General features: G+C 73.9%; 20 protein-coding genes and 1 pseudogene. 8 read left to right on the top strand and 13 right to left on the bottom strand.

The annotated features are described in order from the left end of the window. Positions 1 to 11: 11 nt before the first annotated feature. Positions 12 to 1,187, bottom strand: coding sequence for a CU044_5270 family protein (locus ACL02O_RS07510; protein WP_412817238.1), 1,176 nt, complete (start codon positions 1,185 to 1,187; stop codon positions 12 to 14). Continuing rightward, complete coding sequence (locus ACL02O_RS07505) at positions 1,184 to 1,741, bottom strand: RNA polymerase sigma factor (RefSeq protein ID WP_412817237.1); 558 nt, start codon at positions 1,739 to 1,741, stop codon at positions 1,184 to 1,186. Before ACL02O_RS07505 ends, ACL02O_RS07510 begins: the two co-directional genes overlap by 4 nt. 202 nt (positions 1,742 to 1,943) lie before the next feature. Between ACL02O_RS07505 and ACL02O_RS07500 the strand changes: the two genes are divergently transcribed. The 3 genes and pseudogenes from ACL02O_RS07500 to ACL02O_RS07490 all read left to right on the top strand — a co-directional run bounded on the left by ACL02O_RS07500 (position 1,944) and on the right by ACL02O_RS07490 (position 4,807). After that, positions 1,944 to 3,029 (top strand): FUSC family protein, encoded by a 1,086-nt coding sequence (locus tag ACL02O_RS07500; protein WP_412817236.1) that lies wholly within the window; start codon positions 1,944 to 1,946, stop codon positions 3,027 to 3,029. A gap of 141 nt (positions 3,030 to 3,170) precedes the next feature. Then, a pseudogene (locus ACL02O_RS07495) lies at positions 3,171 to 3,542 on the top strand (FAD-dependent oxidoreductase); the annotation flags it as partial. An 83-nt stretch (positions 3,543 to 3,625) separates the two neighbouring features. Then, complete coding sequence (locus tag ACL02O_RS07490; RefSeq protein WP_412817243.1) at positions 3,626 to 4,807, top strand: phytoene desaturase family protein; 1,182 nt, start codon at positions 3,626 to 3,628, stop codon at positions 4,805 to 4,807. A gap of 24 nt (positions 4,808 to 4,831) precedes the next feature. On the opposite strand, the gene ACL02O_RS07485 is transcribed toward ACL02O_RS07490, so the two are convergent. From ACL02O_RS07485 to ACL02O_RS07465, 5 genes are all read right to left on the bottom strand, one after another. Continuing rightward, complete coding sequence (locus tag ACL02O_RS07485; protein ID WP_412817235.1) at positions 4,832 to 6,202, bottom strand: dihydrolipoyl dehydrogenase family protein; 1,371 nt, start codon at positions 6,200 to 6,202, stop codon at positions 4,832 to 4,834. Continuing rightward, positions 6,199 to 7,005 carry a class I SAM-dependent methyltransferase gene (locus ACL02O_RS07480; protein ID WP_412817234.1) on the bottom strand — a complete coding sequence of 269 codons (807 nt, stop codon included), beginning with the start codon at positions 7,003 to 7,005 and terminating at the stop codon, positions 6,199 to 6,201. The genes ACL02O_RS07485 and ACL02O_RS07480 overlap by 4 nt, the downstream gene beginning before the upstream one ends. Then, complete coding sequence (locus ACL02O_RS07475; protein ID WP_412817233.1) at positions 7,002 to 8,630, bottom strand: radical SAM protein; 1,629 nt, start codon at positions 8,628 to 8,630, stop codon at positions 7,002 to 7,004. Before ACL02O_RS07475 ends, ACL02O_RS07480 begins: the two co-directional genes overlap by 4 nt. A gap of 67 nt (positions 8,631 to 8,697) precedes the next feature. Further along, positions 8,698 to 9,129 carry a MauE/DoxX family redox-associated membrane protein gene (locus ACL02O_RS07470; protein ID WP_412817232.1) on the bottom strand — a complete coding sequence of 144 codons (432 nt, stop codon included), beginning with the start codon at positions 9,127 to 9,129 and terminating at the stop codon, positions 8,698 to 8,700. 72 nt (positions 9,130 to 9,201) lie between these two features. Then, complete coding sequence (locus tag ACL02O_RS07465; protein WP_412817231.1) at positions 9,202 to 11,886, bottom strand: cation-translocating P-type ATPase; 2,685 nt, start codon at positions 11,884 to 11,886, stop codon at positions 9,202 to 9,204. Positions 11,887 to 12,201: 315 nt separating this feature from the next. On the opposite strand from ACL02O_RS07465, the gene ACL02O_RS07460 reads away from it, so the two are divergent. Beyond that, complete coding sequence (locus tag ACL02O_RS07460; RefSeq protein ID WP_412817230.1) at positions 12,202 to 13,419, top strand: MFS transporter; 1,218 nt, start codon at positions 12,202 to 12,204, stop codon at positions 13,417 to 13,419. 91 nt (positions 13,420 to 13,510) lie between these two features. Here the strand turns inward: ACL02O_RS07460 and ACL02O_RS07455 are convergent, their stop codons facing one another. Together ACL02O_RS07455 and ACL02O_RS07450 are read right to left on the bottom strand one after the other, a co-directional pair. Beyond that, on the bottom strand, positions 13,511 to 14,545 hold the full coding sequence (locus tag ACL02O_RS07455; RefSeq protein ID WP_412817229.1) for an extracellular catalytic domain type 2 short-chain-length polyhydroxyalkanoate depolymerase: 1,035 nt from the start codon (positions 14,543 to 14,545) through the stop codon (positions 13,511 to 13,513). Between the two features lie 157 nt (positions 14,546 to 14,702). Then, positions 14,703 to 15,311, bottom strand: coding sequence for an FIMAH domain-containing protein (locus tag ACL02O_RS07450; protein WP_412817228.1), 609 nt, complete (start codon positions 15,309 to 15,311; stop codon positions 14,703 to 14,705). An 87-nt stretch (positions 15,312 to 15,398) separates the two neighbouring features. Between ACL02O_RS07450 and ACL02O_RS07445 the strand changes: the two genes are divergently transcribed. Further along, positions 15,399 to 16,379 carry a glycoside hydrolase family 6 protein gene (locus ACL02O_RS07445; RefSeq protein ID WP_412817227.1) on the top strand — a complete coding sequence of 327 codons (981 nt, stop codon included), beginning with the start codon at positions 15,399 to 15,401 and terminating at the stop codon, positions 16,377 to 16,379. Here the strand turns inward: ACL02O_RS07445 and ACL02O_RS07440 are convergent. Then, entirely contained in the window at positions 16,372 to 18,567 is a 2,196-nt protein-coding gene (locus ACL02O_RS07440) for a bifunctional polysaccharide deacetylase/glycosyltransferase family 2 protein (protein ID WP_412817226.1), read from the bottom strand. The two genes, ACL02O_RS07445 and ACL02O_RS07440, sit on opposite strands and share 8 nt — an antisense overlap. Then, positions 18,567 to 18,821 (bottom strand): hypothetical protein, encoded by a 255-nt coding sequence (locus ACL02O_RS07435; RefSeq protein ID WP_412817225.1) that lies wholly within the window; start codon positions 18,819 to 18,821, stop codon positions 18,567 to 18,569. The genes ACL02O_RS07440 and ACL02O_RS07435 overlap by 1 nt, the downstream gene beginning before the upstream one ends. A gap of 330 nt (positions 18,822 to 19,151) precedes the next feature. On the opposite strand from ACL02O_RS07435, the gene ACL02O_RS07430 reads away from it, so the two are divergent. From ACL02O_RS07430 to ACL02O_RS07420, 3 genes are all read left to right on the top strand, one after another. Continuing rightward, positions 19,152 to 19,907: an SAM-dependent methyltransferase gene (locus ACL02O_RS07430; protein WP_412817224.1), complete on the top strand. Its 756-nt coding sequence runs from the start codon at positions 19,152 to 19,154 to the stop codon at positions 19,905 to 19,907. Positions 19,908 to 20,008: 101 nt separating this feature from the next. Continuing rightward, positions 20,009 to 20,434, top strand: a complete 426-nt coding sequence (locus tag ACL02O_RS07425) for an ATP-binding protein (protein ID WP_412817223.1) — start codon at positions 20,009 to 20,011, stop codon at positions 20,432 to 20,434. A gap of 98 nt (positions 20,435 to 20,532) precedes the next feature. Next, positions 20,533 to 21,768, top strand: coding sequence for a PP2C family protein-serine/threonine phosphatase (locus ACL02O_RS07420; RefSeq protein WP_412817222.1), 1,236 nt, complete (start codon positions 20,533 to 20,535; stop codon positions 21,766 to 21,768). 11 nt (positions 21,769 to 21,779) lie between these two features. Here the strand turns inward: ACL02O_RS07420 and ACL02O_RS07415 are convergent, their stop codons facing one another. Both ACL02O_RS07415 and ACL02O_RS07410 read right to left on the bottom strand, forming a co-directional pair. After that, positions 21,780 to 22,757 (bottom strand): aldo/keto reductase, encoded by a 978-nt coding sequence (locus ACL02O_RS07415; protein ID WP_412817221.1) that lies wholly within the window; start codon positions 22,755 to 22,757, stop codon positions 21,780 to 21,782. Positions 22,758 to 22,836: 79 nt separating this feature from the next. Continuing rightward, the gene (locus ACL02O_RS07410; RefSeq protein WP_412817220.1) at positions 22,837 to 23,355 is read right to left on the bottom strand and encodes a DUF2231 domain-containing protein; all 519 of its coding nucleotides are present in this window, start codon (positions 23,353 to 23,355) and stop codon (positions 22,837 to 22,839) included. Between the last annotated feature and the right edge of the window lie 43 nt (positions 23,356 to 23,398).

The raw sequence follows: 23,398 nt of genomic DNA, 5'->3' as shown, positions 1-23,398 counted from the left end.
ACCGGGGAGTGTTACTTCGACCGAGTGGGCGGGTTGTCGTTGGTGAAGCCCGCCCTCGTCACAAGGGCGTAGCTCTGCAACGTCCCGGTGGCCGTGGGGGCCCCGCCGGAGCCCAGGTCCCAGGACTCGCTGGCGAGCGCCTGGCCGGTGCGCGGGTCGATGATCAGACGCAGCTGGCTCCAGTGCCCGCCGTCACCCTTCCGCGCGAACCCCACCGCCATGCCGACCCGCCCGCGCTGGTCGGTGACCTCACCCAGCGAGGTCACGCCGGGCACGTCGGCGAGCATCCGGTACGCGGCCGCCCGCACCTGCGGCGACACCGGCAGGTCGAAGAGCAGGGTGTTGGCGCTCCAGAGGAGGGAGTAGTTCGTGGCCTCCTGAACCTCGCTGGCCTTCAGCCGCTTGACCAACCACGCCTTCAACGCGGCCGGCTCGGTGGGCACCGCCGCCAGTTCGGCCAGCGAGATGGGACCGCCGGCAAGGTCGTAGGCGGCCTTGCCCGCCTTCACACCCCTCGGCGTCGGCCTGGCGGAGTCCCACCGGACGGTCTCCGGCCCGGGCGTGCCGCTGATGATGACCGGCTCCGCGTCGGGGATGTCCGTGGGGGCGGGCAGGATCCACTGCGTCGGTGAGCCGTCGGCCTGCCACGCTTCCCGGTCCTCGGCGGTGCACGGCACGGCACCGAGATCGCGGGAGAGGGTCACGCTCCGGCCGCCGGGTGTCATCGCCTCCCACAGCCGCAGGCCGTGCCGGGCCATGACCTGGTAGCGCCGCTTTGCGGGGCCGACCTCGCGCGGTTCGCCGTTCTCCAGCTCGCGAACCCAGTAGCGACCACCGGTCGTGGGATCCGCCGCGCTCCGCTCGGCGGCGACCAGCAGCAGGTCGCGCGCCGTGCGCGGGGCCGGGGCGGTGGTGCCGGCCGCCGGGCCGTCGGCGCCCGGCGTACCCGCCGGCCCGGTTCCACCTGCGCCGACCGTCAGGAAGACAGCTCCGGCCGCCAGCACGGCCACGGTGGGCAGCGCGCCCGCCAGAACCAGGCGGCGGGTCGGCCGCGGCACGGCTCGCGCAGTGACCGGCTGCGGGTGCGCCATGATCGCGTACGGGTCAGGGCGGTTGCCGGCCTCGGGGTCGAGTCGGGCGGGGCGGGCGTCGGCCAGCACCTTCATCACATCTCCGCGGGGACTCATCTGCTGTACTCCTCGACAGGAAGGGCGATCGGATTACGACGGGTGACCTGGTCCGCCCCGGTCAGGGCCTCGTGCAGTCGCTTTCTGGCCCGGTGCAGCCGTACGAAAAAGGTGGCCGTTGAGCAGCCCACGACCCGTGCGGCCGCCCTGGTCGACAGGCCGTGCCAGGCCACCAGGGTCAGCAGTTCGCGGTCGTTCTCGCTGAGCCCCGCGAGCGCGGAGAGCACCGCGCCACGCTCGATCACCTCGTCCGCCACGTCCGCTGCCGCCTCGTCGGCCCAGGCGCGCAACTCTTCAGCCAGGCTGGCCTGCCGGACCTCGTCGCGGTAGCGCTCGCGCAGCACGTTGCGGGCCACGGTGAGCAGCCACGGCAGCGGGGTCGCCGGCACCGTGGCCAGCTTGCGCCACGCCACGAGGAAGGTCTCGCTGGCCACGTCGTCGGCGAGGCGACGTCCGGCCCGGCTCACCGCGTAGGCGTACACCTGCGCATGGTGCGCGTCGTACAACGCGACGAATCGCCTGCTCGCCTCGGCTTCAGCTTCAGCTTCTGTCACTGGCTGCTGCTCCTTCGGTACGGGGAAGGTACGCCGTCACCAGGAAATGCACGTAGGGGCCGACTTCTTACCGCCGCACTCGTCCAGGGACGGAGCCGACAGCGGGGTGCGGGCGGGACTACCCGGTCCCCCGGCGGGTAGAGAGGACCGTGACCGTGCCGGGGGATGTTCCGTCGGTGTGTTCCGGCCGCGAGGACACGTCGTGCACGCGGTCGTGACCGCCGCGACACGGCCCCTTCGCGAGGCGTACGAGCGGCTGCGCACGTACTTCATCGTGGCCGTGCAGGCCGGGGTGGCCGCCGGATTGTCCTGGTACATCGCCAGCACGCTGCTGCACAATCCGCAGCCCCTCTTCGCGCCGGCGGCGGCGGTCGGGACGATCGCCGCCGCTCTCGGCAATCGGATACGCCGGACCGTGGAACTGCTGGTCGGGGTGGTCCTCGGGGTGCTCGCCGGAGATTTGATCATCCAGGTGATCGGCGCGGGACCGGTGCAGACCGGCGTGGTGGTCGCGCTGGCGATCTCAGCGGCGGTGCTGTTCCGCGGCAGCGGCGCGGTGATGGTGCAGGCCGGCAGCACCGCCGTGCTGTTGAGCACCGTCTCCCCAACCGGGCCGGACCTCGCCGTGCCACGGACCGCGAACGCCCTCGTCGGCAGCAGTATGGCCGTCGCGGTGGCGTTGCTGCTGCTGCCGCTCAACCCGGTCCGCACGGTGCACCGGGCCGCCGGGCCGACGCTGGACCTTTTCGCCAACCAGTTGACGGTCACCGCGGCGGCGCTGCGGGACCTCGACCGGGCGCGGGCCGCCGCGGCGTTGCAGCGGCTGCAGGAGGCCGAGGCGGAACGCCGCGAGACCACGGAGATCGTGGCCGCGGCCCTCGAGGTGGCGGCGCTCTCCCCCTGGCGGTGGCGACGGCGGGCGTTGCTGCGCCGCTACGAGCATGCCGCGAACCACCTCGAGCTGGCCTTCACCAACAGCCGGAACATGGTCCGCCGGACGGTGGCGCTGCTGGATGCCCACGAGCCGGTCCCGGCCGTGCTGCCCGTCGCCATCGAGCATTTCGGGCAGGCCCTGCGGCTGTTGCACCGGGATTTCCTCGCCGGGCGCACGCCGGAGATCGCCCGGGCCCGGGCCCTCGACGCGGCCGCAGAGGCGCGCGAGGCGCGGCAGCGGGAACTCGGCTTCTCCGGCACGATTGTCGTCTCGCAGCTCTGCATCATCGTCAGTGAACTGCTCCAGGCGTCCGGGCTGGACAAGGAGGCGGCGGACCGGATGGCCGGCATCTGATCCGGGTCGTGGTGCCGGGCGGAGACGGATCACGAACCGCAGCGGCCGGGCGCGCTCGGAACAGCCGCGACGAGGCGGACCACTGCACGGGACGCCGCCGAACGGGCGGCCGTCGGTCACCCCCGCGCCGGCGATGGGGCCGTGGGTTTCAACGACCGTACGACGGGGAGAAGGCGGGAACGGCCGAGCCGATGGGAGGCGTTCGTGGTTCGAGGACCTCGACGCCGGCGGGCGCACCGCGTCGTGGTGGTCGGTGGTGGCCACAACGGGCTGGTCGCGGCCTGTTACCTGGCTCGCGCCGGCTGGCGCGTCCTGCTGCTCGAACAGTCCGACAGGTTGGGTGGCGGGTCGCGTACCGACGAGCTGGTACCCGGGTACCGCTTCAACACGCACGCGGCGGCGCACAACCTCATCAACGCCACCGACATCGTCGAGGACCTGCGGCTGCGCGAGGCGGGTCTGACCTACCGGGAGATGGACCCGTTCGCCACGGCGGTCTTCGCGGACGGGACGATCGTCCGGTTCCACCGCGACGTGGCGGCCACCGTCGACTCGATCGCGCAGCTCGACCGGGCCGAGGTCCGTCACTACGCGACCTGGCTGCGCCAGGCGATGCCGATCGTCACCGCGATGCGGGCCGGCATGGATCCCGGTGCGGGCCCCCCACCCGGCTGCGGCACCTGCTCGCCGCCGGGCCGGCACTGTCCCGCAACGGCGGGCCGCTCGGGCTCGCCCGCACGCTGCTCTCGCCGTACGGGCGCACCCTGCGGGAACGGTTCGCGACCGAGCTGGTGCGGGCGCCGGTGGCCGCCTTCGCCGCGCACGCCTCCGCCTCCCCCGACGAGGTCGGTGGCGCCGTCTTCGCCCTGTGGCAGGCGTTCTACCACCAGGTCGGTCAGTGGCACCCGGTGGGCGGGTCGCAGGCGCTGGCCGACGCCCTCGCCGCGCGCCTGGCCGCCTACGGCGGGGCCTGGCGGCTGGACGCGCCGGTGGCCAGGATCCTGCGGACCACGGCACCCACGGACCGGGTCACCGGAGTCGAGCTCGAAAGCGGCGAACGCGTCGCCGCCGACGCGGTGCTCACCGCGATCGATCCGCAGGTGGCGCTGCTGGACCTGCTCGACCCGCCACTGACCGGAGCGGAGGCCGCCCGGCTGTCCGCGGCCCGGCGCGGCAACGCGGTGCAGGCCCTGGTGCTGCTGGCCACCACCGCGCTGCCCGGCTATCCGCGGGGCCGGGCGGGCGACTGGAACGGTCTGCAGTCATACGTCGACAGCGTCGCCTCACTGGCCGGCGGCTTCGCCCAGGCCAATGCGGGCCATCTGCCGGACGACCCGGTGCCGACCTATGCCTTCACGCCCACCGCTCTGGACGGCAGCCTGGCGCCGCCCGGGCACCACACCGTCTACCTGGCCTGCCCTTGCTCCCCGTACCGGTTGCGCGGCGGCTGGGACGCGGCGAAGGAGGAGTTCGCCGATCGGATGATGGCCACCGTCGAGGCTCGCGTGCCCGGGTTCGCCGCCACCGTCGTCGACCGGGTGATCCGCACGCCGGAGGAGATGGCCCGGCAGCTCCGGTGGCCGGGCGCGCATCCGATGCACCTGGACATCAGCCTCGACCAGCTGGCCGTCTGGCGGCCGACCCCGGCCCTGGCCGGACACATCACTCCGGTTCGCGGTCTGGTCGTCTCCGGCGCGGGCACGGCACCGGTCGGCGGCATCGCCGGCACGCCGGGGCGCGCCGCAGCGCTCGCCCTGATCCGGGCCGCCCGCCGCTGACCGGCCGGGCTGGACGTCCGGTCCTCAGCCGGCCCGTGTCGCGGGGCGGGCACGGCGGCCGCCGACGGTGGTGAAGAACTGGGCCGCGGCCAGTTGCATCCCGTAGGACCAGGTGGGGTAGGCGTGGGTGGCCTGGGCGAGGCGGCCGGTGAACATGTTCGTGGCCATCGCGAGGGCCGGTTCGTGGATCATCTCGCCGGCGCGAGCGGCCACGACGGTCGCGCCGATCACGCGTCCGCCGCCGAGGCCGCGCAGGAGGCGACGGGGCCCGGCGACGAGTTTGATGAACCCGTCGGTGTCATCGGCGGTGACCGCCCGGTCCATCTCGGTCATCGGCAGGTACGCCACCCTGCCCCCGTGGTCGACGGCCTCGGCCTCGGTGAGCCCGACGCGGGCGACCTCGGGCGCGGTGAAGGTCACCCACGGCGTGGCGGACGGGTCGTAGCGGCGCCGCCGACGGGCCAGGGCGTTGCCGGCGGCGAGGCGACCCATGGCGTACGCGGCGTGGGTGAACGGCAGCCGGCCGGTCACGTCCCCGGCGGCGTAGACGCCGGGTGCCGTGGTGGCCAGCCGGTCGTCGGTGACCACGTACCCGTGGTCGTCGACGGCGACCCCGCCGGCGGCCGGCAGGTCGAGGCCGTCGGTGACGGGGCGGCGGCCGATCGCGACGAGCAGCCGGTCGACGGTGAGTTCGGTGCCGTCGTCCAGCCACAGCCGGACGGCGCGGTCGGCGGTACGGGCCCTGACGGCACGAACACCGAGCTCGAGCCGGATGCCGTCGCGGGTGAACGCGTCGGCGAGCACCCGGGACGCGGCCGGCTCCTCCGCCGGCAGGAGCCGGTCCGCGGCCTCGACGAGGGTGACCCGGACACCGAGCCGGGCGAGCGCCTGGGCCAGCTCGCAGCCGATGGATCCGCCGCCGAGGACAGCGACGGACCGGGGCGGCGCGGTGAGGTCGAAGACGGTCTCGTGGGTCAGGTACGGCACGCCGTCGAGCCCGTCCATCGGCGGCACGGTCGGGGCGGCGCCGGTGGCGACGACGCACCGGCGGGCCGACAGGACGGTGCCGTCGACGTCGACGCGGCCGGGTGCGAGGAACCGGGCCCGGCCGCGCCGTACCTCGATACCCTCCGCCCGCAGCGCTGCCTCGTCCTCCGTGGCCGCGATGGTGGCGACGGCGTCACGCACCCTGCCCATGGCGTCGCGAAACGGCAGGCCGCGGGAGGCGGCCTCGATCAGCGTCTTGGACGGCACGCAGCCGGTGAACGTGCAGTCGCCGCCGGGCGGGCCGTCGGTGACCATCAGCACCCGGGCGGCCAGCCCGGCGGCGGCGCGGGCGGCGGCCAGCCCGGCGGCCCCGCCGCCGATGACGATGAGGTCGTGGCCGCCGGTCACGGCCGGGCCGCCACGAGCAGCCCGTAGCCGATCGCGCCGTCACCCACGGCGGCCCGGGCGGCGGCGAGCAGGGCCGGGGCCCGGTTGAAGTCCAGGCCGGCCGCCTCGGCCCGGTCCCGCGCGGTCAGCCGGATCAGGGCCAGCCGGGCGTCGATCCGGTCCAGCATGGTCGCGACCGCGGTGTCGTGCCGTTCGCGTGCGATGACGCGCAGCCCGGCGCCGGCCAGGATTTCGGCGTACCCGTCCAGCGGTCGGGCGTCGGCGACGCAGGCGATCCAGCCGCCGAGCCCGGCCAGTTCCGCCGGTAGCCGGCGCGGGTCGACGGTGACGTCGGTGAGGCCCAACCGCCCGCCGGGCCTGAGGACGCGGGCGAGTTCGGCAGCGGCGGTGCCCTTGTCGGGGAAGGTGCAGAACGCGCATTCGCAGACGGCCGCGTCGAACGCCGCGTCGGGCACCGGCAGCCGCTCGGCGTCACCGAGCCGGAAGCGGATCCGGCCGGCGAGACCGGCGCGTTCGGCGGCCTCGACGGCGGCGGCGACGTTGGCGGCGGACAGGTCGATCCCGGTGACGTCGGTGCGGTATTCGCCGGACAGCAGCAGCGCGGTGGCGCCCCTGCCGCTGGCCACGTCCAGCACTGTCGCACCGGCGCGCAGCGCGAGCCGGTCGGCCATCCGGCGGGTCAGCGCGAGCCCGCCGGGGTGGTAGGAGTCGCCGAGCAGCAGCGCGACCAGGTCGGAGCCGTACACCGCCGCGCAGCACGCCTTGGCCTCGGCGGGGGCGACGGACGGGTCCGGGCGGTTCATCGCAGCCCTCGGCCGACGTTGGTGGTGTCCGGCGCGATCGGGCCCCGCGCCGGCCCCGCGCCGGTGCGGGCGTTCTTCGACCCGTACGGGGAGTCGGCCAGCGCCGGCCGCAGGGGCAGCGCGTTCGGGACGACGTCGGCGACCGGGACGCCGGACATCTGTTCCCGGACCTGCTCCCGGTAGCCGACGGAGTTGTAGGCGCAGAACGGGATCATGCGGCCGTCGGGGGTGATCTCTTCGACGCAGCACTTCATCAGCTGCTTGACGTTGAGCGTGTACGGGTCCTGGAAGTCCTGTATAACGATCATGAAAGCCCGGTCGGTGAGGTCGCGGATCGCCTCCGGCAGGTTGACGCCGCAGGCGTCGGCACAGTCCAACGCCGCCGCCGCGACGGCGAGTTTCTCGTGCGTGGTGTCGGTGCCCATGAACGCCGAGGCGGACCAGAGCTTTTCCAGTGCCGCGCGGATGGCATCGTCCGGGATCACCCGGTTGGCGACGTAGTCGAGGTGTTCGGCGACGTCGAGCAGCCGGGGGATCGACACCAGACCGAAGCCGGGGGTGCCGGGGGTGCCCTCGGTGAGCAGGTAGGTGACCGATCGGCAGGTCGGGAAGCAGCACGGCACGGGGAAGAAGTCCGACGCGCTGAACCAGTCGGGACGCTGCGCCGCGATGCCATGGATGATGTCGGAGTTGGTCAGCCGGGTGAGTGGGTCGAACTCGACGTGCCGGCCGGCGTGGGTGACCGGTTGGAACGCCACGCTGCGCACCGCCGGGTGGGTCAGGCCGTATTCGATGATCGCGCCGAGTTCGTGGTCGTTGAGGCCGCGTTCGACGGCCGCGACCAGCGTGACCGTCAACCCGGCCTCGGCGCAGTTGTCCAGCGCCCGCTGCTTGACCGCCCGGAGGTCGCGGCCACGGATCTCCCGGTGGGTGCGTTCGTCGAAGCCGTCGAACTGCAGGTAGATGTTGACCGCCCGGCCGGGGCGATTCCGCTCGCCGAGGGCGGCGACGAAACCGCGGTCGGTGGCCAGCCGGATGCCGTTGGTGTTGAGGTTGACGGCCTTGATGGGCCGGGCCTGGGCCGCGTCGATGAACGGCAGGATCTGCCGGTGGATGGTCGGCTCTCCACCGGAGAACATCACCACCTCCGCCTCGCCCTCGGACGCGACGAACGTGTCGAGCATCCGCTCGCACTCCTCGAGGCTGATCGAATAGCCGTCGGGTTGGTGGCCGGAGTCGGCGAAGCAGATCGGGCAGTCCAGGTTGCAGCCGGTGTTGACCTCGATGATGCCGAGGCAGGCATGCTGCTTGTGCTCCGGGCACAGCCCGCAGTCGGCCGGGCAGCCGTCCCGGACCTCCGTCTGGAACGTGAGCGGGATGGTGCCCGGCTTGTTGAAGCGGGCCGAGTCCAGGTACATCTGCGCGTCGCCGTACACCAGCGCCTCGAAGACGCCGTGCTCCCGGCAGCGTTTGCGCAGGTAGACCCCGCCGTCGCGGATGTTCACCTGACCGTCCACCACCACCTTGCACAGCGGGCAGATCGACTTCGTGTACTCGACGAAGATCTCGTCGCGGTCCCGCTTGGCGGGAGCGGCCGCGGCGGCGGTGGGTTCGGCGGCGGTCATGACGCTCCTCGTGGTCGGGCGGTTCGCGGACGTTCCAGGCCGACAGCAGGCATCGGCTCGCCGCTGCTCAGCGTGCCGCTCCGGTCGCCGGTCGCCGCCGCGCCCGCCGGGTGGCGCGCAGCATCAGCACCGCGTAGAACAGCAGCAACGCGTCCTGGGCCAGCACGAACCAGCCGAGCCGCTGGGTGAGGTGGACCCCGAAACAGCCACAGTTGTCGACCGTCAGTCCGCGCGCGAACGCCTGTGTCCCCAGGCCGGCCCACACCACCGACACCCCGGTGTAGATCCACACCGGGGTGAACGCGGTCGACCGTGGCCTGGCCAGCAGCCAGATCCCACCCGTCAGCTCCGCGAGGATCAGCGTCGCGGCCAGCAGCGGCAGCCCTCCGGCGGGCAACAACTGGTACGCGGCGAGAATGCCCGGCATCGCCGACCACGAGACGGCCTGGCCGAGCGCCATCGCCGTGTAGACGGCACCCAGGACGGCTCTCAACCACACAATCAGACGCTACCGGCGAGCCGGGCCCCGGCAGCCGTGCGTGGTCATTACGAAGCACGAACCACTCCCGCGTCACCGCCCGCCGGGTCGGGCGCTTGCCGGCTCAGACCGTCTGCCCGCCCCCGGGCCGCCGGGCGCGCCACGGCGGCGCAGCCGGTGCATCGCCCTGCCGACGGCCAGCGGCACGAGACTCATGACGACGATGACCGCCCACCCGCGGGGCCCCGGATCGACGGCGGACAGCACGTCGGACAGCACGGGCAGGTAGACGCCGGCCAGCAGCAGGACGGTGCACAGCGCGAAGGCGGCCCAGATCCACCGGTTGCGGCTGACCTCGTTGACCAGCGTGCCCGAGGTGACGTCGGCGGTGTTGAGCACGTACCAGAGTTGCGCGAAGCCCAGGGTGAGGAAGGAGACCGTGACGGCCTGGGGTCCGGGCATGTCCAGCGGGTTGAGGGCCAGGGCCAGAGCCGCGAGGGTGGCGCCGCTGATGATCGCCGCGTACCCCGTGATGCCCCGCCAGTGCGCGCCGGTGAGCACCGGCTCGGCGGTGGGCCGGGGCGGCCGGCGCAGCACGTCGCTGCTGCTCGAGCCCAGTCCCAGGGCGAGGGCGGGAAACACGTCGGTGACCAGGTTGAGGAAGAGGATCTGGATCGGCGACAGCGGCAGCGGGCCGCCGGCGAGGGCGGCGATGCCGACGACGAGGATCTCGCTGAGGTTGCAGGTGATCAGGTAGACGACGAACCGGCGGATGTTGTCGAAGATGGTGCGGCCCTGCTCGACTGCGGTGACGATGGTGGCGAAGCGATCGTCGCGCAGGATCATGTCGGCCGCCTCGCGCGCGACGTCGGTGCCTCGCCGCCCCATGGCCACGCCGATGTCGGCCCGGCTCAGGGCCGGCGCGTCGTTGACCCCGTCGCCGATCATCGCGACGACGTCCCCGGCCTCCTGGTGCAGGGCCAGCAGGTCGATCTTCTGCTCGGGAGACGCGCGGGCGACGACCGCGGCACGGTGCAGCCGGTCCCGCCCGTCGGGTCCGAATTCCCCCGCCGGGCGCAGGTCGCTGCCGGTGACGACCGTGTCGCCCGGCCGGATGAGGTCGATGCGGTGGGCGATGGCCTCACCGGTGCGGAGATGGTCGCCGGTGACCATGACGACACGTATCCCGGCCTCCCGGCAGGCGCGCACGGCCGCGTCGACTCCCCGGCGGGGTGGATCGAGCAGCCCGACCAGGCCGATCAGGGTCAGCGCCTGGTACGGATCCTCGTCGGCACGGTCGGCGGTGCGCTCGGCGAGGGCGAGCATGCGCATCCCCTCGGCGGCCAGCCGGTCGACGCGGAGGTGCCAGCGTTCCCGGGCGGCGTGGTCGAGCCCCGCCACACCCGTCTCGGTGGTCACCTGGCTGCACGCGTTCAGGACGGCCTCGGGCGCGCCCTTCACGGCCACCAGGAACGCCTCGTCGTGCCGGTGGACGGTCGCCATCATCTTTTTCGCCGGGTCGAACGCCTCGATCCGCGTCCTCGGGTACTCCTCCGTCAGGGCTGTCCGGGTCAGGCCGGCCGCGTCGGCGGCCTCCAGCAGGGCCACCTCCATCGGGTCCCCCGTCGGCCCGTGGGCAGCGCCCGGGCCACCGTCCTCGGCGGGCGGACCGCCGAGGGTGGCATCGTTGCACAGCGCGCCGACCCTGAGTGCGCGCAGCAGTCCGGGGCGGTGCGCTTCGTCCGGTCGTCGCCACGTCGAGGCGGCGACCGGGCCGGTGGGCAACTCGATGGTCTGCACCGTCATCCGGTTCTCGGTCAGCGTGCCGGTCTTGTCGGTGAGGATGACGTTGGTCGAGCCCAGCGTCTCCACGGCCGACAGCCGCTCGACCAGGGCCTGGTGACGTGCCATGCGCAGCACGCCCCTGGCGAGGGCCAGGGTGGCCACGACCGGCAGGCCCTCCGGGATGGCGGCCACCGCGAGCGCGATCGCGGTGCGCAGCGTCAGTGACAGTTCCTGGCCGCCGGCCAGTCCCGCGGCGACCACCAGCACGGCCACGATCGCCGTCACCCACACCAGTCGCCGACCCAGCCGGTCCAGCCGGACCTGCAACGGTGTCGCCTCGCCCTGAGCCTCCTGGACCAGCGAGGAGATGCGGCCGAGTTCGGTGTCCATCCCGGTGGCCACCACGACGGCGACTCCGCTGCCCTGGGTGATCGCCGTCCCCTTGAACAGCATGTTCGTCCGGTCCGCCAGCGGCGTGTCCGCCGGCAGGGGGGTGACGGACTTGCCCACGGGCACGGACTCGCCGGTCAGCGCGGACTCGTCCGCCTCCAGCCGGGACGCCTCCACCACCCGCAGGTCGGCCGTCACGACGTCGCCGCCCTCCACCAGGGCCACGTCCCCGACGACCAGTTCCTCGGCCGGCACGCGTCGGGGGGCACCGTCCCGCCGTACCGTCGTCGTCACCCGTCCGAGGGTGCGCAGCGACTCCACCGACCGCGCCGCACGCAACTCGGTGACGAAGCCGATGGTCGCGTTGAGCAGCAGCACCACGACGATCGCCACCCCCTCGGCGATCTGGCCGAACGCGAACGACACCACCGCCGCCACGGCCAGCAGCGCCACCACCACGTCCCGGAACTGCGCCGCCAGGATGCCGAGCCGGCTGCGACGGGCCACCCGCCGCAGCAGATTGGCCCCGTGGACCGCCAGCCGGTCGGCCGCCTCCCGCCCGGTCAGACCCGCCTGTACGTCGGACCCGAGCCCGCGCAGCACCTGTCCGTGGTCCCGCGCCCAGGGCGGGGCGGGGCTCGGGTGACCGGACTCCCGCCGAATGTCCCGTCCACCTTTCTCGCCGAGCGTGCAGGGTTGGTGATGAGTATCGCCGCTGGGGCGGCAAGATAAGGCGGGAACGATGGGTTACCGTCGGCGGGTGATCCCGGTGGAGGCCGTCGCGGCCGCGTACGCCCAGTGGATCACCCCCGCACTGCCGCTGTACGGCAACGACCACGAGCGGGCCGATTTCGCTCCCTGAGCCGCTCCCGGACCCGAACGCCTACTCATCCGACGTCGCACCGGGAGCGATGCCTCATGTCCGTCGACAGTTCCGGGATCCGGATGGTGCTGCGCGCACCCCAGGTCCTGCGGGTCCTCGTCAGCAGCCAGGTCGGCCGGCTGCCCACCGCCAGCGGGCCGCTGGCCCTGCTGCTGTTCGCCCGGCAGTCGCTGAGTCTGGCCACCGCCGGCCTGCTGGTGGCCGCGTACACGGCGGGGATGGCGGTGGGTACGCCACTGCTGGCTCGGGCGGTGGACCGGTGGCGGCAGCCACCGGTGCTGTGGGGGTCGGCGGTCCTCTCCGGCCTCGGCTTCGGCGCGGTGGCGCTGGCCGGCGGGCACCTGGCCGGCGCGCTGGTCGGCGCGGCGGTGGCCGGGCTGGGTACGCCTCCGCTGGAGGCCTGCCTGCGGACGCTCTGGCCCAACCTGCTCCCGGCCGCCGCCGTGCCGACCGCGTACACCCTCGACATCGCCGTACAGGAGGTGATCTTCGTGGTCGGCCCGCTGGTCACCCTGCTCGCGGTGACCGTGGGCGGGCCGCCGGCCGGGCTGGTCGCCGCCGCGTTGGCGCAGCTCGCCGGCACGGCGGCGTACGCCTCGGCGCCCGCCGCCCGGGCCTGGCGCGGGGTGCCGGCGGTGCGGCACTGGGCCGGGCCGCTGCGGGTGCCGCGGTTCACGGTCATGGTGGCCGGGGTGATCGGGGTCGGCGCGGCCGTGGGCAGCATCGCGGTGGCGGTGACCGGTTACGCGGAGGCGGTCGGCGACCGGCGGCTGAGCGGCTGGCTGCTCGCGGCGCAGGCGGCCGGCGCGCTGGCCGGCGGGCTGCTCTACACGCGGGCCCGGCCGGGCGGCCCGGGCCGGCTGCCGCTGCTGGCCGCCGGTCTGGCCGCCGGGTACCTGCCGTTGCTGCTCGCCCCGGGCCCGGTGCCGATGGCCGGCCTGCTGATGGTCAGCGGCTTGGCGCTGCCGCCCGTGCTGACCGCCATCTTCCTCACCGCCGAGCGGCTGGCGGAGCCGGGGACGGTGGCCGAGGCGTTCGCCTGGGTGGCCACCGCGTTCGTGATCGGCAGCGCCGCCGGTTCGGCGCTCGCCGGTCCGCTGGTGTCGGTGGCCCTGCGGTACGGGCTGGCGGTGGCGCCGGTCGCGGCCCTGCTCGGGACGCTGGTGCTGGCGGGCGTGTCGGCGCGCGACCGGCGCGACCACGGCCGGACCGTCGGGGAACCGGCGTCCCCTGGTCAACCGGCCTCGGCGTGAGGCGCGCGGGCCGCGCCGGCGGCGGGATCGGCACGGTGCCACGCCCCGGAGCGGGCGGGAAACCGGCTCCGGGGCGCGGTCGGGGCCCGGGTCAGCCGTCCAGGCGGCGGACCATGTTCATGATGGTCTCGACCTGGTAGCCGCCCTTGATCGGATAGTTGGTGGCGCCGAGGTAGCCCCACCAGTCCCAGCAGCCGTTCGGGTTCACCCCGGTCGCGATGGCCTGCGGGTAGAGCACGATCAGCTTGTTGGTGTCGGCGTACTGGTTGAGGTTGGCCCGGTCGACGAAGGCGGTGCCGATCTTGGCGTACCCCTGCGCGCAGCCGTGCAGGGCGACCAGCAGGCGGCAGGTGTTCCCGGCGGCGCAGGCGCTCGGCACGTACGCGAAGCCGTTGGAGTCCATGCTCAGCCCGTTGGCCCAGCCGTTGGTGGCGAAGGTGTTCTGGCTGAACTTGATGAGCGTGCCGCCGAGCGGGCCGGTGTTCGGTGCGGAGACCGAGCCGAGCAGCTTGCCGAGGAACGAACCCTCGGGGTCGGTGCCGCAGTCGTTGAGGTACGGCGAGGCGGTCGCCGTGCAGCCCACCGTGCCGTACGGGGTGACCCAGGCGTGGCCGGCGGCGCTGCCGCTGTTGTACTGCACGCTGGCGCCGAAGTCCTGGTAGTAGCGGACCAGGTCGTCGGTGACGGACTTCTTCACGGTGCTGTCGCTGCCGCCGTGGTAGACGTACACCGGCTGGCCGGAGAGGTTGCCGGTGCCGTCGACCCAGCCGTAGGCCGCCCAGGTGCGGGTGTAGCTCTCCAAGGTGGACACGTACGTCGGGTAGATGTTGTCGCCGCAGCCGTAGAGCGCCTGGGAGACGTTGTTCTGGGCGCAGTAGTACGGGCCGGCGGCGAAGACGGCCGCGCCCCGGATCCGGGACGAGTACGCGACCTGCAGCTGGGTGGCCATGTACCCGCCGGAGGAGACCCCGGCGACGTACACGGCGGAGACGTGGTAGGTGCCGAGCGAGCCGGAGACCGGGGTCTTGGTGTACGGCGTGCTCGCGGCCCGGGCGGCGGTGCCGCCGGGCAGGACCAGGAGGAGGGCCGCGGCGAGGGTGGCGGCGGCTTTCCACGGTGTCTTCATGGCGTTCTCCCGTCGGAGCGCCGGCGGGACGACCGGCGTGCGGGCACGCTAACGTGACATCGACCACAGCAGATATCCGCGCGGCCGACACCTCGGGGACCCGGCCGGTGTGGGCGGCCCACCGGTGGGCCCGTCCCCGCCGGACGGCGACCGGAGGTCAGCGGCCGGGCAGCGCCCGCACCAGTTCGGTCGTCGCAGCGACCAGGGCGTCGTAACCCTGCCCGGCGAGCCGGTCCTGCCGGCGCAGGTCGGCCAGTCTCGCGGTGAAGTCGCGCAGCCTCGCCCGGGCCCGCTCGATGTCGCCGGCACCGAGCAGCCGCTCCACCTCGCGGAGCCGCTTGCGCAGGTCCTGACCGTCGTTACGACGCAGCCTGCCCTGCCGCACCAGGCCGTCCACCGAGCCTTGCAGCGCCGCCAGCAGGCGCGCCGGATCGGCCGCCCGGGCGGATGCCGGCGGGGGCGACGTCGGCGTCGGGGTCGGCGTCGGCCAGGCCCCGTCCGGCACGGACGGCTCGGCCGGCGGCTCGAGGTCGCCCGGCGTGCCGCTGTCGACGGCGACCGGTGCCCGGGGGGCGTCGTCTCCCCCGCCGAGGGCCACCGTCAACCCGGCGACCAGCACCACCACGGCGGCTCCCGCGACAGCCAGCCACATGAGCCGGTGCCCGTCGTCCGGGGCCCGGTGGCGGCTGCCGCCCGGGCGCACCGCCGGCAGGACCGTCGTGGGCGGGGCCACGTCGGCGCCAGGCAGGTCACGAGGGCTGGACACGCCGGACATCATGCCACCCGACGAGCCGGCCGGAGGGTCCGCAGTCCGTCCGCTGCGGGATGCCGGCACCCGGCCTACGGTGGTCCGGTGCGCCGGAATCCGCTCCCCTTCCTGGCGGCCGTCGCGCTCACCGTCGGGCTCGGCGGTTGCCGGATCGGCGCGGAGTACACGCCACTGCGCCACCCGTTCCGGGGCGCGTCCCTGCTCGTGGACACCGACAGTCCGGCCGCGCACTGGCGCGACGACCACCGGGCCGGCTGGCTCGACCCGATCGCGGACACCCCGCAGGCCCGCTGGGTGACCGGCCCGGCCGACCTCGTGGACCTGGGCGGGTACCTCGACGCCGCCCGGGACCGCCGCGCGCGGCCCGTCGTCGTCATCTACCACGTGCCGAACCGCGACTGCGCGGGCCGGGAGGCGGGCGGCGCCGCCGACGCCGCGGCGTACGCCCGGTTCATCGACCGGACCGTGGAGACGCTCGGCGACAGCGGGGCGGCGGTGATCCTGGAGCCGGACGCGGTGGCCGACGAATGCTTCGACGACGCCCGGGCCGCGCTGCTGACCGACGCCACCCGCCGGCTCAGCGACGCCGGGCAGTACGTCTACCTCGACGCGGGCAATCCGAGCTGGCGTACCCCGCACGAGGCCGCCGAGCGGCTGCGCCGCGCCGGCATCGCCCGGGCGGAGGGGTTCGCGGTGAACGTGGCCAACCGGCAGTCGACGGCCGACAGCCATCGCTGGGGGCTGCGCCTGTCGGCGCTGGTCGGGGACCGGGAGATGGTCATCGACACCTCCCGCAACGGCCTGCTCGACACCTCGGACGACCAGTGGTGCAACCCGCCCCGGCAGGCCCTCGGCCCGCCGCCGACCACCGAGCCGCAACTGGCCCGGGTGGCCGCGCTGCTGTGGATCAAGAACCCGGGCGAGTCGGACGGACCGTGCGGCCGGGACGAGCCGCCGGCCGGGGTCTTCTGGCCGGCGCAGGCCCGCGCCCTGGTCGCGGCCACGCCCCGGCTGCCGGCCGCCGCCCGCGCGGCGGCGGCCCGCGCCACGGTGCCGGTCAGCTGACCGGCTGTGCCTGCACCGCCGCCACCTCGCCGGTCCGGCGCAGCTTCTGCCACTTCAGGCGTCCGCCGCTCAGCGCGGTGATCACCGAGTGGACCAGCACCAGGTACATCACCTGTCGATAGAGGAACTGCTGCAGCGGCAGGGCCCACAGCGGACGGAGCGGCTCCCGGTCCAGCCGGAACGCCAGCACCGCGGTGACGACCTGGATCGCCAGCACCGCCAGCCAGGCGATGACGGTCTCGTAGCGGTCCAGGAAGAACAAGCCGTACACGGCGAAGATGTCCACCACCGGGGCGAGCAGCGGCAGCAGCACCGAGAAGAGCGCGATGAACGGCAGGCCCCGGCGGCCGAACCGGCCGGACGCACCGCGCTCCAACGGAGCCCGGCGGTGCCGCCAGAGCGCCTGCATGGTGCCGTAGCTCCAGCGGTAGCGCTGCCGCCAGAGCTGCGGCAGCGTGCTCGGCGCCTCGGTACGGGCGATCGCGGTTTCCTCGTACACCACCCGCCAGCCGGCCCGGTGGATGCCCATGGTCAGGTCGGTGTCCTCCGCCAGGGTGGCCCGGCTGAGTCCGCCGGCCGCGAGCACCGCCTCCCGCCGGAACGCGCCGAGCGCCCCCGGGATGGTCGGCATGCAGTGCAGCGTGTCGTAGAGCCGCCGGTCGAGGCTGAACCCGATCACGTACTCGATGTGCTGCCAGCGGCCCAGCAGCCGGCGCCGGTTGCCCACCTTCACGTTGCCGGCGACCGCGCCGACCCGGGGGTCGGCGAAGGGCTGCACCAGGCGGTGGATGGCGTCGGGCTCGACCACCGTGTCCGCGTCGACCATCACCAGCAGGTCGTGGCGGGCCAGCGCCACCCCGGCGTTGAGCGCGGCGGCCTTCCCACCCCCGGGCACCCGGGCCACCCGCACGTTCGGCAGGCCGAGCCGCGCCACCTCCTCGGCGGTGCCGTCGTCGGAGTCGTCGTCCACCACCAGCACCTCGATGCCGGGGTGGGTGCCGGTGGCCAGGGAACGTACGGCCGCGGCGATCGTGGTCCGTTCGTTGTACGCCGGGACGATGATCGTCACCGGGTCGTTCACCTCGCTGCCCCACGACCAGGTCGGTGCCCGGCGACGGCGGGCGTGGGCCAGCGCGTAGCCGAAGAGCAGCAGCGTACGGGCCAGGGTCAGCAGGCCGACGACGATCAGCAGCAGCCACAGCAGCCGGATCGTCCCGTCCGCCGCCCGCACCGCCCAGACCAGCAGCGCGCCGCGGGCCTGGTCGACGGCGCCCAACCGGGCGGCGCCCGCGCCGGGCCGGCCGAGTCCCTGCGAGACGGTGGTGAACCGGTAGCCGCGGGCCTGCATCTCCGGGATGAACCGGTCCAGGGCGGCGACGGTCTGCGACCGGTCCCCACCGCTGTCGTGCATCAGGACGACGGCGCCCCGATCCCCCTTCGGGGTGGCGTTCCGGATGATCGGTGCCACTCCCGGCCGGGCCCAGTCCTGGCTGTCGGTGTCGTTGAACACCGACGCGTACCCCCACTGCCCGGTCTCCCGCACCACCGGCCAGCTCGTGTCGTCGAGCGCGTCCACCCCGCTGGAGTACGGCAGCCGGGCCAGCGAGGTGTCGACACCGGTCGTGTACGCGATCGCGGCCTGGGTCTGGGAGTACTCCAGCTTCCGGCGCCAGGACGGCAGGTCCGTCATCTCCGGGTGGGTGAAGGTGTGGATGCCCAGCTCGTGCCCCTCGCGGGCCATCCGTTCGGCCAGCTCCGGGTGCCGGGCCACCTGCGAGCCCACCACGAAGAACGTCGCCGGGGCGTGGTGCCGGGCGAGCACGTCGAGCACCACCGGCGTCCACCGCGGATCCGGACCGTCGTCGAACGTCAGAGCGATGGTCTTCGGCGGCATCCGCCGGGCGTCGACCCGGCTGCCCCGGAACTCCACCACCGTTCCGCCGTCCCGCACCGCCTTCGGCACGGAGGTGGCGCCCGTCCGGCCACCGGCCCGGTGGTCGGGGGTGAAGCGGGCGTTCGCGTACGCGCCGACCGCCAGCAGGTTCAGCAGGACGAACGTCGCCACCGCGGCGAGCAGCCAGCGCCGGCGGTTACGCCGCCGTTGGCGTCGCTCGGACGGAGCCGGGACCGACGGGGCGGGTACGTCGCCGGTCCCGCCCAGCCGGCGCCCGGCGCGCCAGACGCCCATCAGGACAGCGCCCCGAGCACGTCCAGACCCTGCAGCAGCCAGAACGCCGACAGCAGCGCCAGCACGACCGCGACCAGGGTGTACGCGACCCGGCGCAGGTGCCGGGCGCGGCGGCCCGAGCGATCCACGAAGATCGCCGCGGTGACGTCCGGCAGCTGGAACATCGCCGTCTCCGCGGGGGTGGGCTGCGCGCGCCCGACGTGCCGCGTCGGGGTGGCCACCCCGCGCGCGACGGGCGGCTCTACCTGGGACACCGCATGCTCCCGGCCAGCTGGAGCCCTCGGATCGGCACGGGCCGCAACCCGTGGTGGCGCAATCGACACCTGCCCAACGTAACGATCGGTCATCTTCTCCACCTGAAGTGCAATACCCAGACACGAGCGCGGAACCACATCCGCCCCGTCTCCTAAACGGGCACGGGTGATCGCCGACGAAAATCCGGTTGGCGATACGGCGGACCGCCACTAGCGTCGCCGCGACGTCACTCCGAGACCGCGAAGAGGGTGTCTTGGTGCCCGTGCCGACCGCGCTGAACCGAACCGACCTGCGCCAGCCCGTTTCGACACCGACACCGCACCTCAGGAGTGACCACATTGGATCTGCCACGTAGCTTCACCATCCGCGAGGGTGACCTCCGGATCCTCAACCCGTTCGACGCCGGCAAGCTGGCCACGCTGGGCGGGGCGATCAAGCTTGAACCCGGCACGTCGATCCTCGACCTGTGCAGCGGCAAGGGCGAGCTGCTCTGCACCTGGGCCCGGGACCACGGCGTGACCGGCACCGGGGTCGACATCAGCACCGTCAACACCGCCGCCGCCCGGGAGCGCGCCGCCGAGCTGGGCGTCGCCGACCGGGTCCAGTTCGTGCACGGCGACGCGGCGACGTACGTCGCGGCGGAACCCGTCGACCTGGCCGCCTGCGTCGGCGCCACCTGGATCGGCGACGGCGTGCCCGGCACCCTGGAGCTCCTCCGGCGCAGTCTGCGCCCCGGCGGGATGGTCCTGGTCGGGGAGCCGTACTGGCGGCTCGACCCGCCCGACGAGGCGGCGGTGATCGGCTCCCACGCCCGGTCCCGGGACGAGTTCCGGGACCTGCCGGGACTGGTCGAGCTCTTCGGCGAGTGCGGCTGGGACCTGGTCGAGATGGTCCTCGCCGACCAGGACAGCTGGGACCGGTACGCCGCCGCGCACTGGCTCAACCTGCGCCGCTGGCTGGACGCCAACCCGGACGACGAGCTGGCCGGGGAACTGCGCCGGGAGCTGACCGAGGACCCGCTGCGTTACGTCCGCTACCAGCGGGAGTACCTCGGCTGGGGCGTCTTCGCCCTGCTCCGGCGCTGACCGTCCGGGGCCGGCTCCCGCGCCGTCGTGCGGGGGCCGGCCCGCCGGTTTCCGACAGCCGGACCCGCTTAGCGGACGGCTACGCAGGGTAAAGCAGAATCATGGGATCGTTGCGCACCTCGCCACCGCCGCCGCAGGCCACCGAGCTGGAGCGGTGGGTGCTCGACGAGCCCTTCGAGCTGCGCGAACTGCGGGCCTCGCTGCGCGACGCGCTGAACCGGCACGGCCTGGTCCAGGGCGAGGAACTCGACGAGGTGCCGCTTCTCGTCCTACTCGTCGCCACCGAGCTGGCGAGCAACGCGCTGCGGCACGGTCGCCCACCGACCATCGTCACCCTGCTCGGCGCCAACGACTGCTTCCTCCTCGACGTGGCCGACCACGACGTGAGCGCGGTGCCCGAGTTGACCGACATCCGCCCGCTCGACTCGGGTGGTCGCGGGCTCTTCCTGGCCGAGTCGGTCTCGCTGGCCGTCGGCTGGTACGCGACCGGGGACACCAAGAACATCTGGGCCTCCTTCCCCCGCTGACCGCGCCCCGGGGTGACGCAGCTCGCCCCGCCTTTGCCGGTGCCGGCGACGGGGTATGCCGGAGGGACCGGACGGAACGACGGCACGGGAGGTACGGGATGAGCGAGGGGGAAGCCCTGCACGACCTGCTGCGGCGCTCCCACCACGCCCGGCCCGAGGACCTGCCGATCCTGGCCCGCCGGGCCGCCGAACGGCTCGGGGCGACCGACATTATCCTCTACCTGGTCGATCACGAGCAGCGGGAGCTGCTGCCGATGCGCACCACGGATTCGCCGGCCCGTGCGGTGGTGCCGGTGGACGGAACGCTGGCCGGGCGGGCGTTCAGCATGGTGCGGCCGTACCCGAGCGAGGGCGGCACCGACGACGGCACCGTGGCCACCCGGCTCTGGGTGCCGCTGCTGGGCGGCATGGAACGCATGGGCGTCGCCGAGGTGCTCGCGGCGGCGCCGGTGCCACCGGAGCGGTTCCCGGAGTACGAGGCCGCCGCCGCGCTCCTCGCCGACCTGCTGGTCACCCGCTCGCTCTACAGCGACACCGTGGAGCGGGTCCGGCGGCGGGCGCCGATGCGGCTACCCGCCGAGATGCTGCGCGCCCAGCTTCCGCCGCTGACGTTCTCCAACGGCAGCATCATCGTCAGCGGCATCCTGGAACCCAGCTACGACGTCGGCGGCGACGCGTTCGACTACGCGGTCAACGGCGACATCGCCCACCTCGCCCTCTTCGACGCCGTCGGTCATGGTTCCCAGGGCGGCATGCGGGCGGTGACGCTGGCCAGCCTGGCCCTGGCCGCCTACCGCAACGCCCGCCGGGCCGGCCACGACCTCACCGAGACCTATCACCACATCGACCGGACGGTCCGCGAGCACGACCGGCGCGGGCTGATCACCGGCATCCTCGCGGAGCTGGACCAGCGCGACGGCCGGCTGCGGGTGATCTCCGCCGGGCATCCCAGCGGGCTGGTGATCCGCCGGGGCAAGGTCGCCACGGTGCTGCCCACCCCCACCGCGCTGCCGGTCACCCTCGGCGACCGGCGCCCGCCGGTGGTCGTCGAGGAGGCCCTGGAGCCCGGCGACGACCTGCTCTTCTACACCGACGGGATCATCGAGGCGCGATCCACGGCGGGCGAGCCGTTCGGGATGGAACGGCTGGTGGACTTCACCGTCCGGGCCCTCGCCGACGACCTGCCGCTGCCGGAGACGACCCGCCGCCTGGTGCACGCGATCCTCGCGTACCAGGACGAGAAGCTCTCCGACGACGCGACCGTGCTGCTGGTCCGCTGGGTGGGCCCGCCGGGCCCCGGGCCGGAACCGCCGGCCGGCCCGGAACCGGTGTAGGCCCCGCTCGGCTAGAAGCCCGCGACCGGGTGCGGGACGTACGGCGCCTCCAGCGCCGCCACCTCCTCGTCGGTCAACTCCAGTTCCAGCGCGGCCACCGCGTCGGTCAGGTGGTGCGGTTTCGTCGCGCCGACGATCGGCGCGGTCACCGCCGGATTGCGGGCCACCCACGCCAGCGCCACCTGCGCCCGGGGGACACCCCGCGCCTCGGCGATCCGGGCCACCGCCGCGACCACCGCCCGGTCGGGCTCCTCCGTCCGCGCGTAGAGGGTGCGGCCGAACTCGTCGCTGTCGGTCCGCTCGGTGCGCTCGCCCCAGTCCCGGGTCAGCCGGCCCCGCGCCAGCGGGCTCCACGGGATCACCGCGATCCCCTGGTCCAGGCAGAGCGGCAGCATCTCCCGCTCCTCCTCCCGGTAGAGCAGGTTGTAGTGGTTCTGCATGGAGACGAACCGCGTCCAACCGTGCCGCTCGGCCGCCCAGAGCGCCTTCGCGAACTGCCAGGCGTACATCGAGGAGGCGCCGAGATAGCGGACCTTGCCGGCGCGGACCAGGTCGTGCAGCGCCTCCAGGGTCTCCTCGATCGGCGTGGTCGGGTCGAGGCGGTGGATCTGGTAGAGGTCCACGTAGTCGGTGCCGAGCCGGCGCAGGCTCGCGTCGATCTCGCTCATGATGTGCTTGCGGGACAACCCGCCCCGGTTCGGCCCCGGACCCATCCGGCCGTGCACCTTGGTCGCGATCACCACGTCGTCGCGGCGGGCGAAGTCCTTCAGCGCCCGGCCGACGATCTCCTCGCTGGTGCCGTCCGAGTAGACGTTCGCGGTGTCGAAGAAGTTGACGCCCAGCTCCAACGCCTGCTTGATGAACGGCCGGCTCGCCTCCTCCGGCAGCGACCACGGGTGCGGGCCACGGCTCGGCTCGCCGTAGCTCATGCAACCCAGGCAGAGCCGGGACACCTCCAGGCCCGTGGACCCGAACTTCACGTACTCCATCGGTCGTCCCCCTCAGCGCCGGCGCCGCGCGTCCGTCGTCCATCTCACCACCGGCGGACGCGCGGCGCAGGCCGGAGGATCAGTCCCCGTCGCCCCCGCCGTGCCTGGCGGTCGCGGCCGGGGTGTCCCCCCAGACCGCCTTCGCCCCGGAGTCCCCGACCCGGTAGACCTGCACCAGGTTCGCGGCCGCGACGACCACGGCCAGCACCGCGACCACCATGCCGACCGCGCCCTGGCCGGAGGTGCGCCGGGGCTCGCTCGCGCCCTCGGTCCCGCTGGCGGCGGCCCGGCGATGCAGCCAGACCAGCACGACCGCGGCGAGCAGCAGCGGCAGCGCGAACCAGATCAGCTGGTCCCCCAGCTCGGCGTGCCGGCCCGGGTCGCCGACCCGGTGCTCCAGGCTCTCGCCGCTCTCGGTGGCCAGCGGGACGGCGGCGGTGGCCAGCGCGGCGATCACCACGACGGGCAGGCCGAAGCGGCCCCGCCAGGAGGGGCGGACGGCCAGCGCGACCACCCCGAGCGCGGCCAGCGGCAGGAGGACCACGACGGCGTGCACCACGAGCGGGTGCAGGGGCAGTCCGTTGATGTTGTCGGGCACGATCTCTCCTCAAGATCGGGGAACGCAACCTTGCGGCCCCACA

It is taken from the genome of Micromonospora mangrovicola (assembly GCF_047200535.1).
GTDB lineage: Bacteria > Actinomycetota > Actinomycetes > Mycobacteriales > Micromonosporaceae > Micromonospora.
Note: the sequence above shows the minus strand (reverse complement) of the source record. Positions and strands in the feature narration are given on the sequence as shown.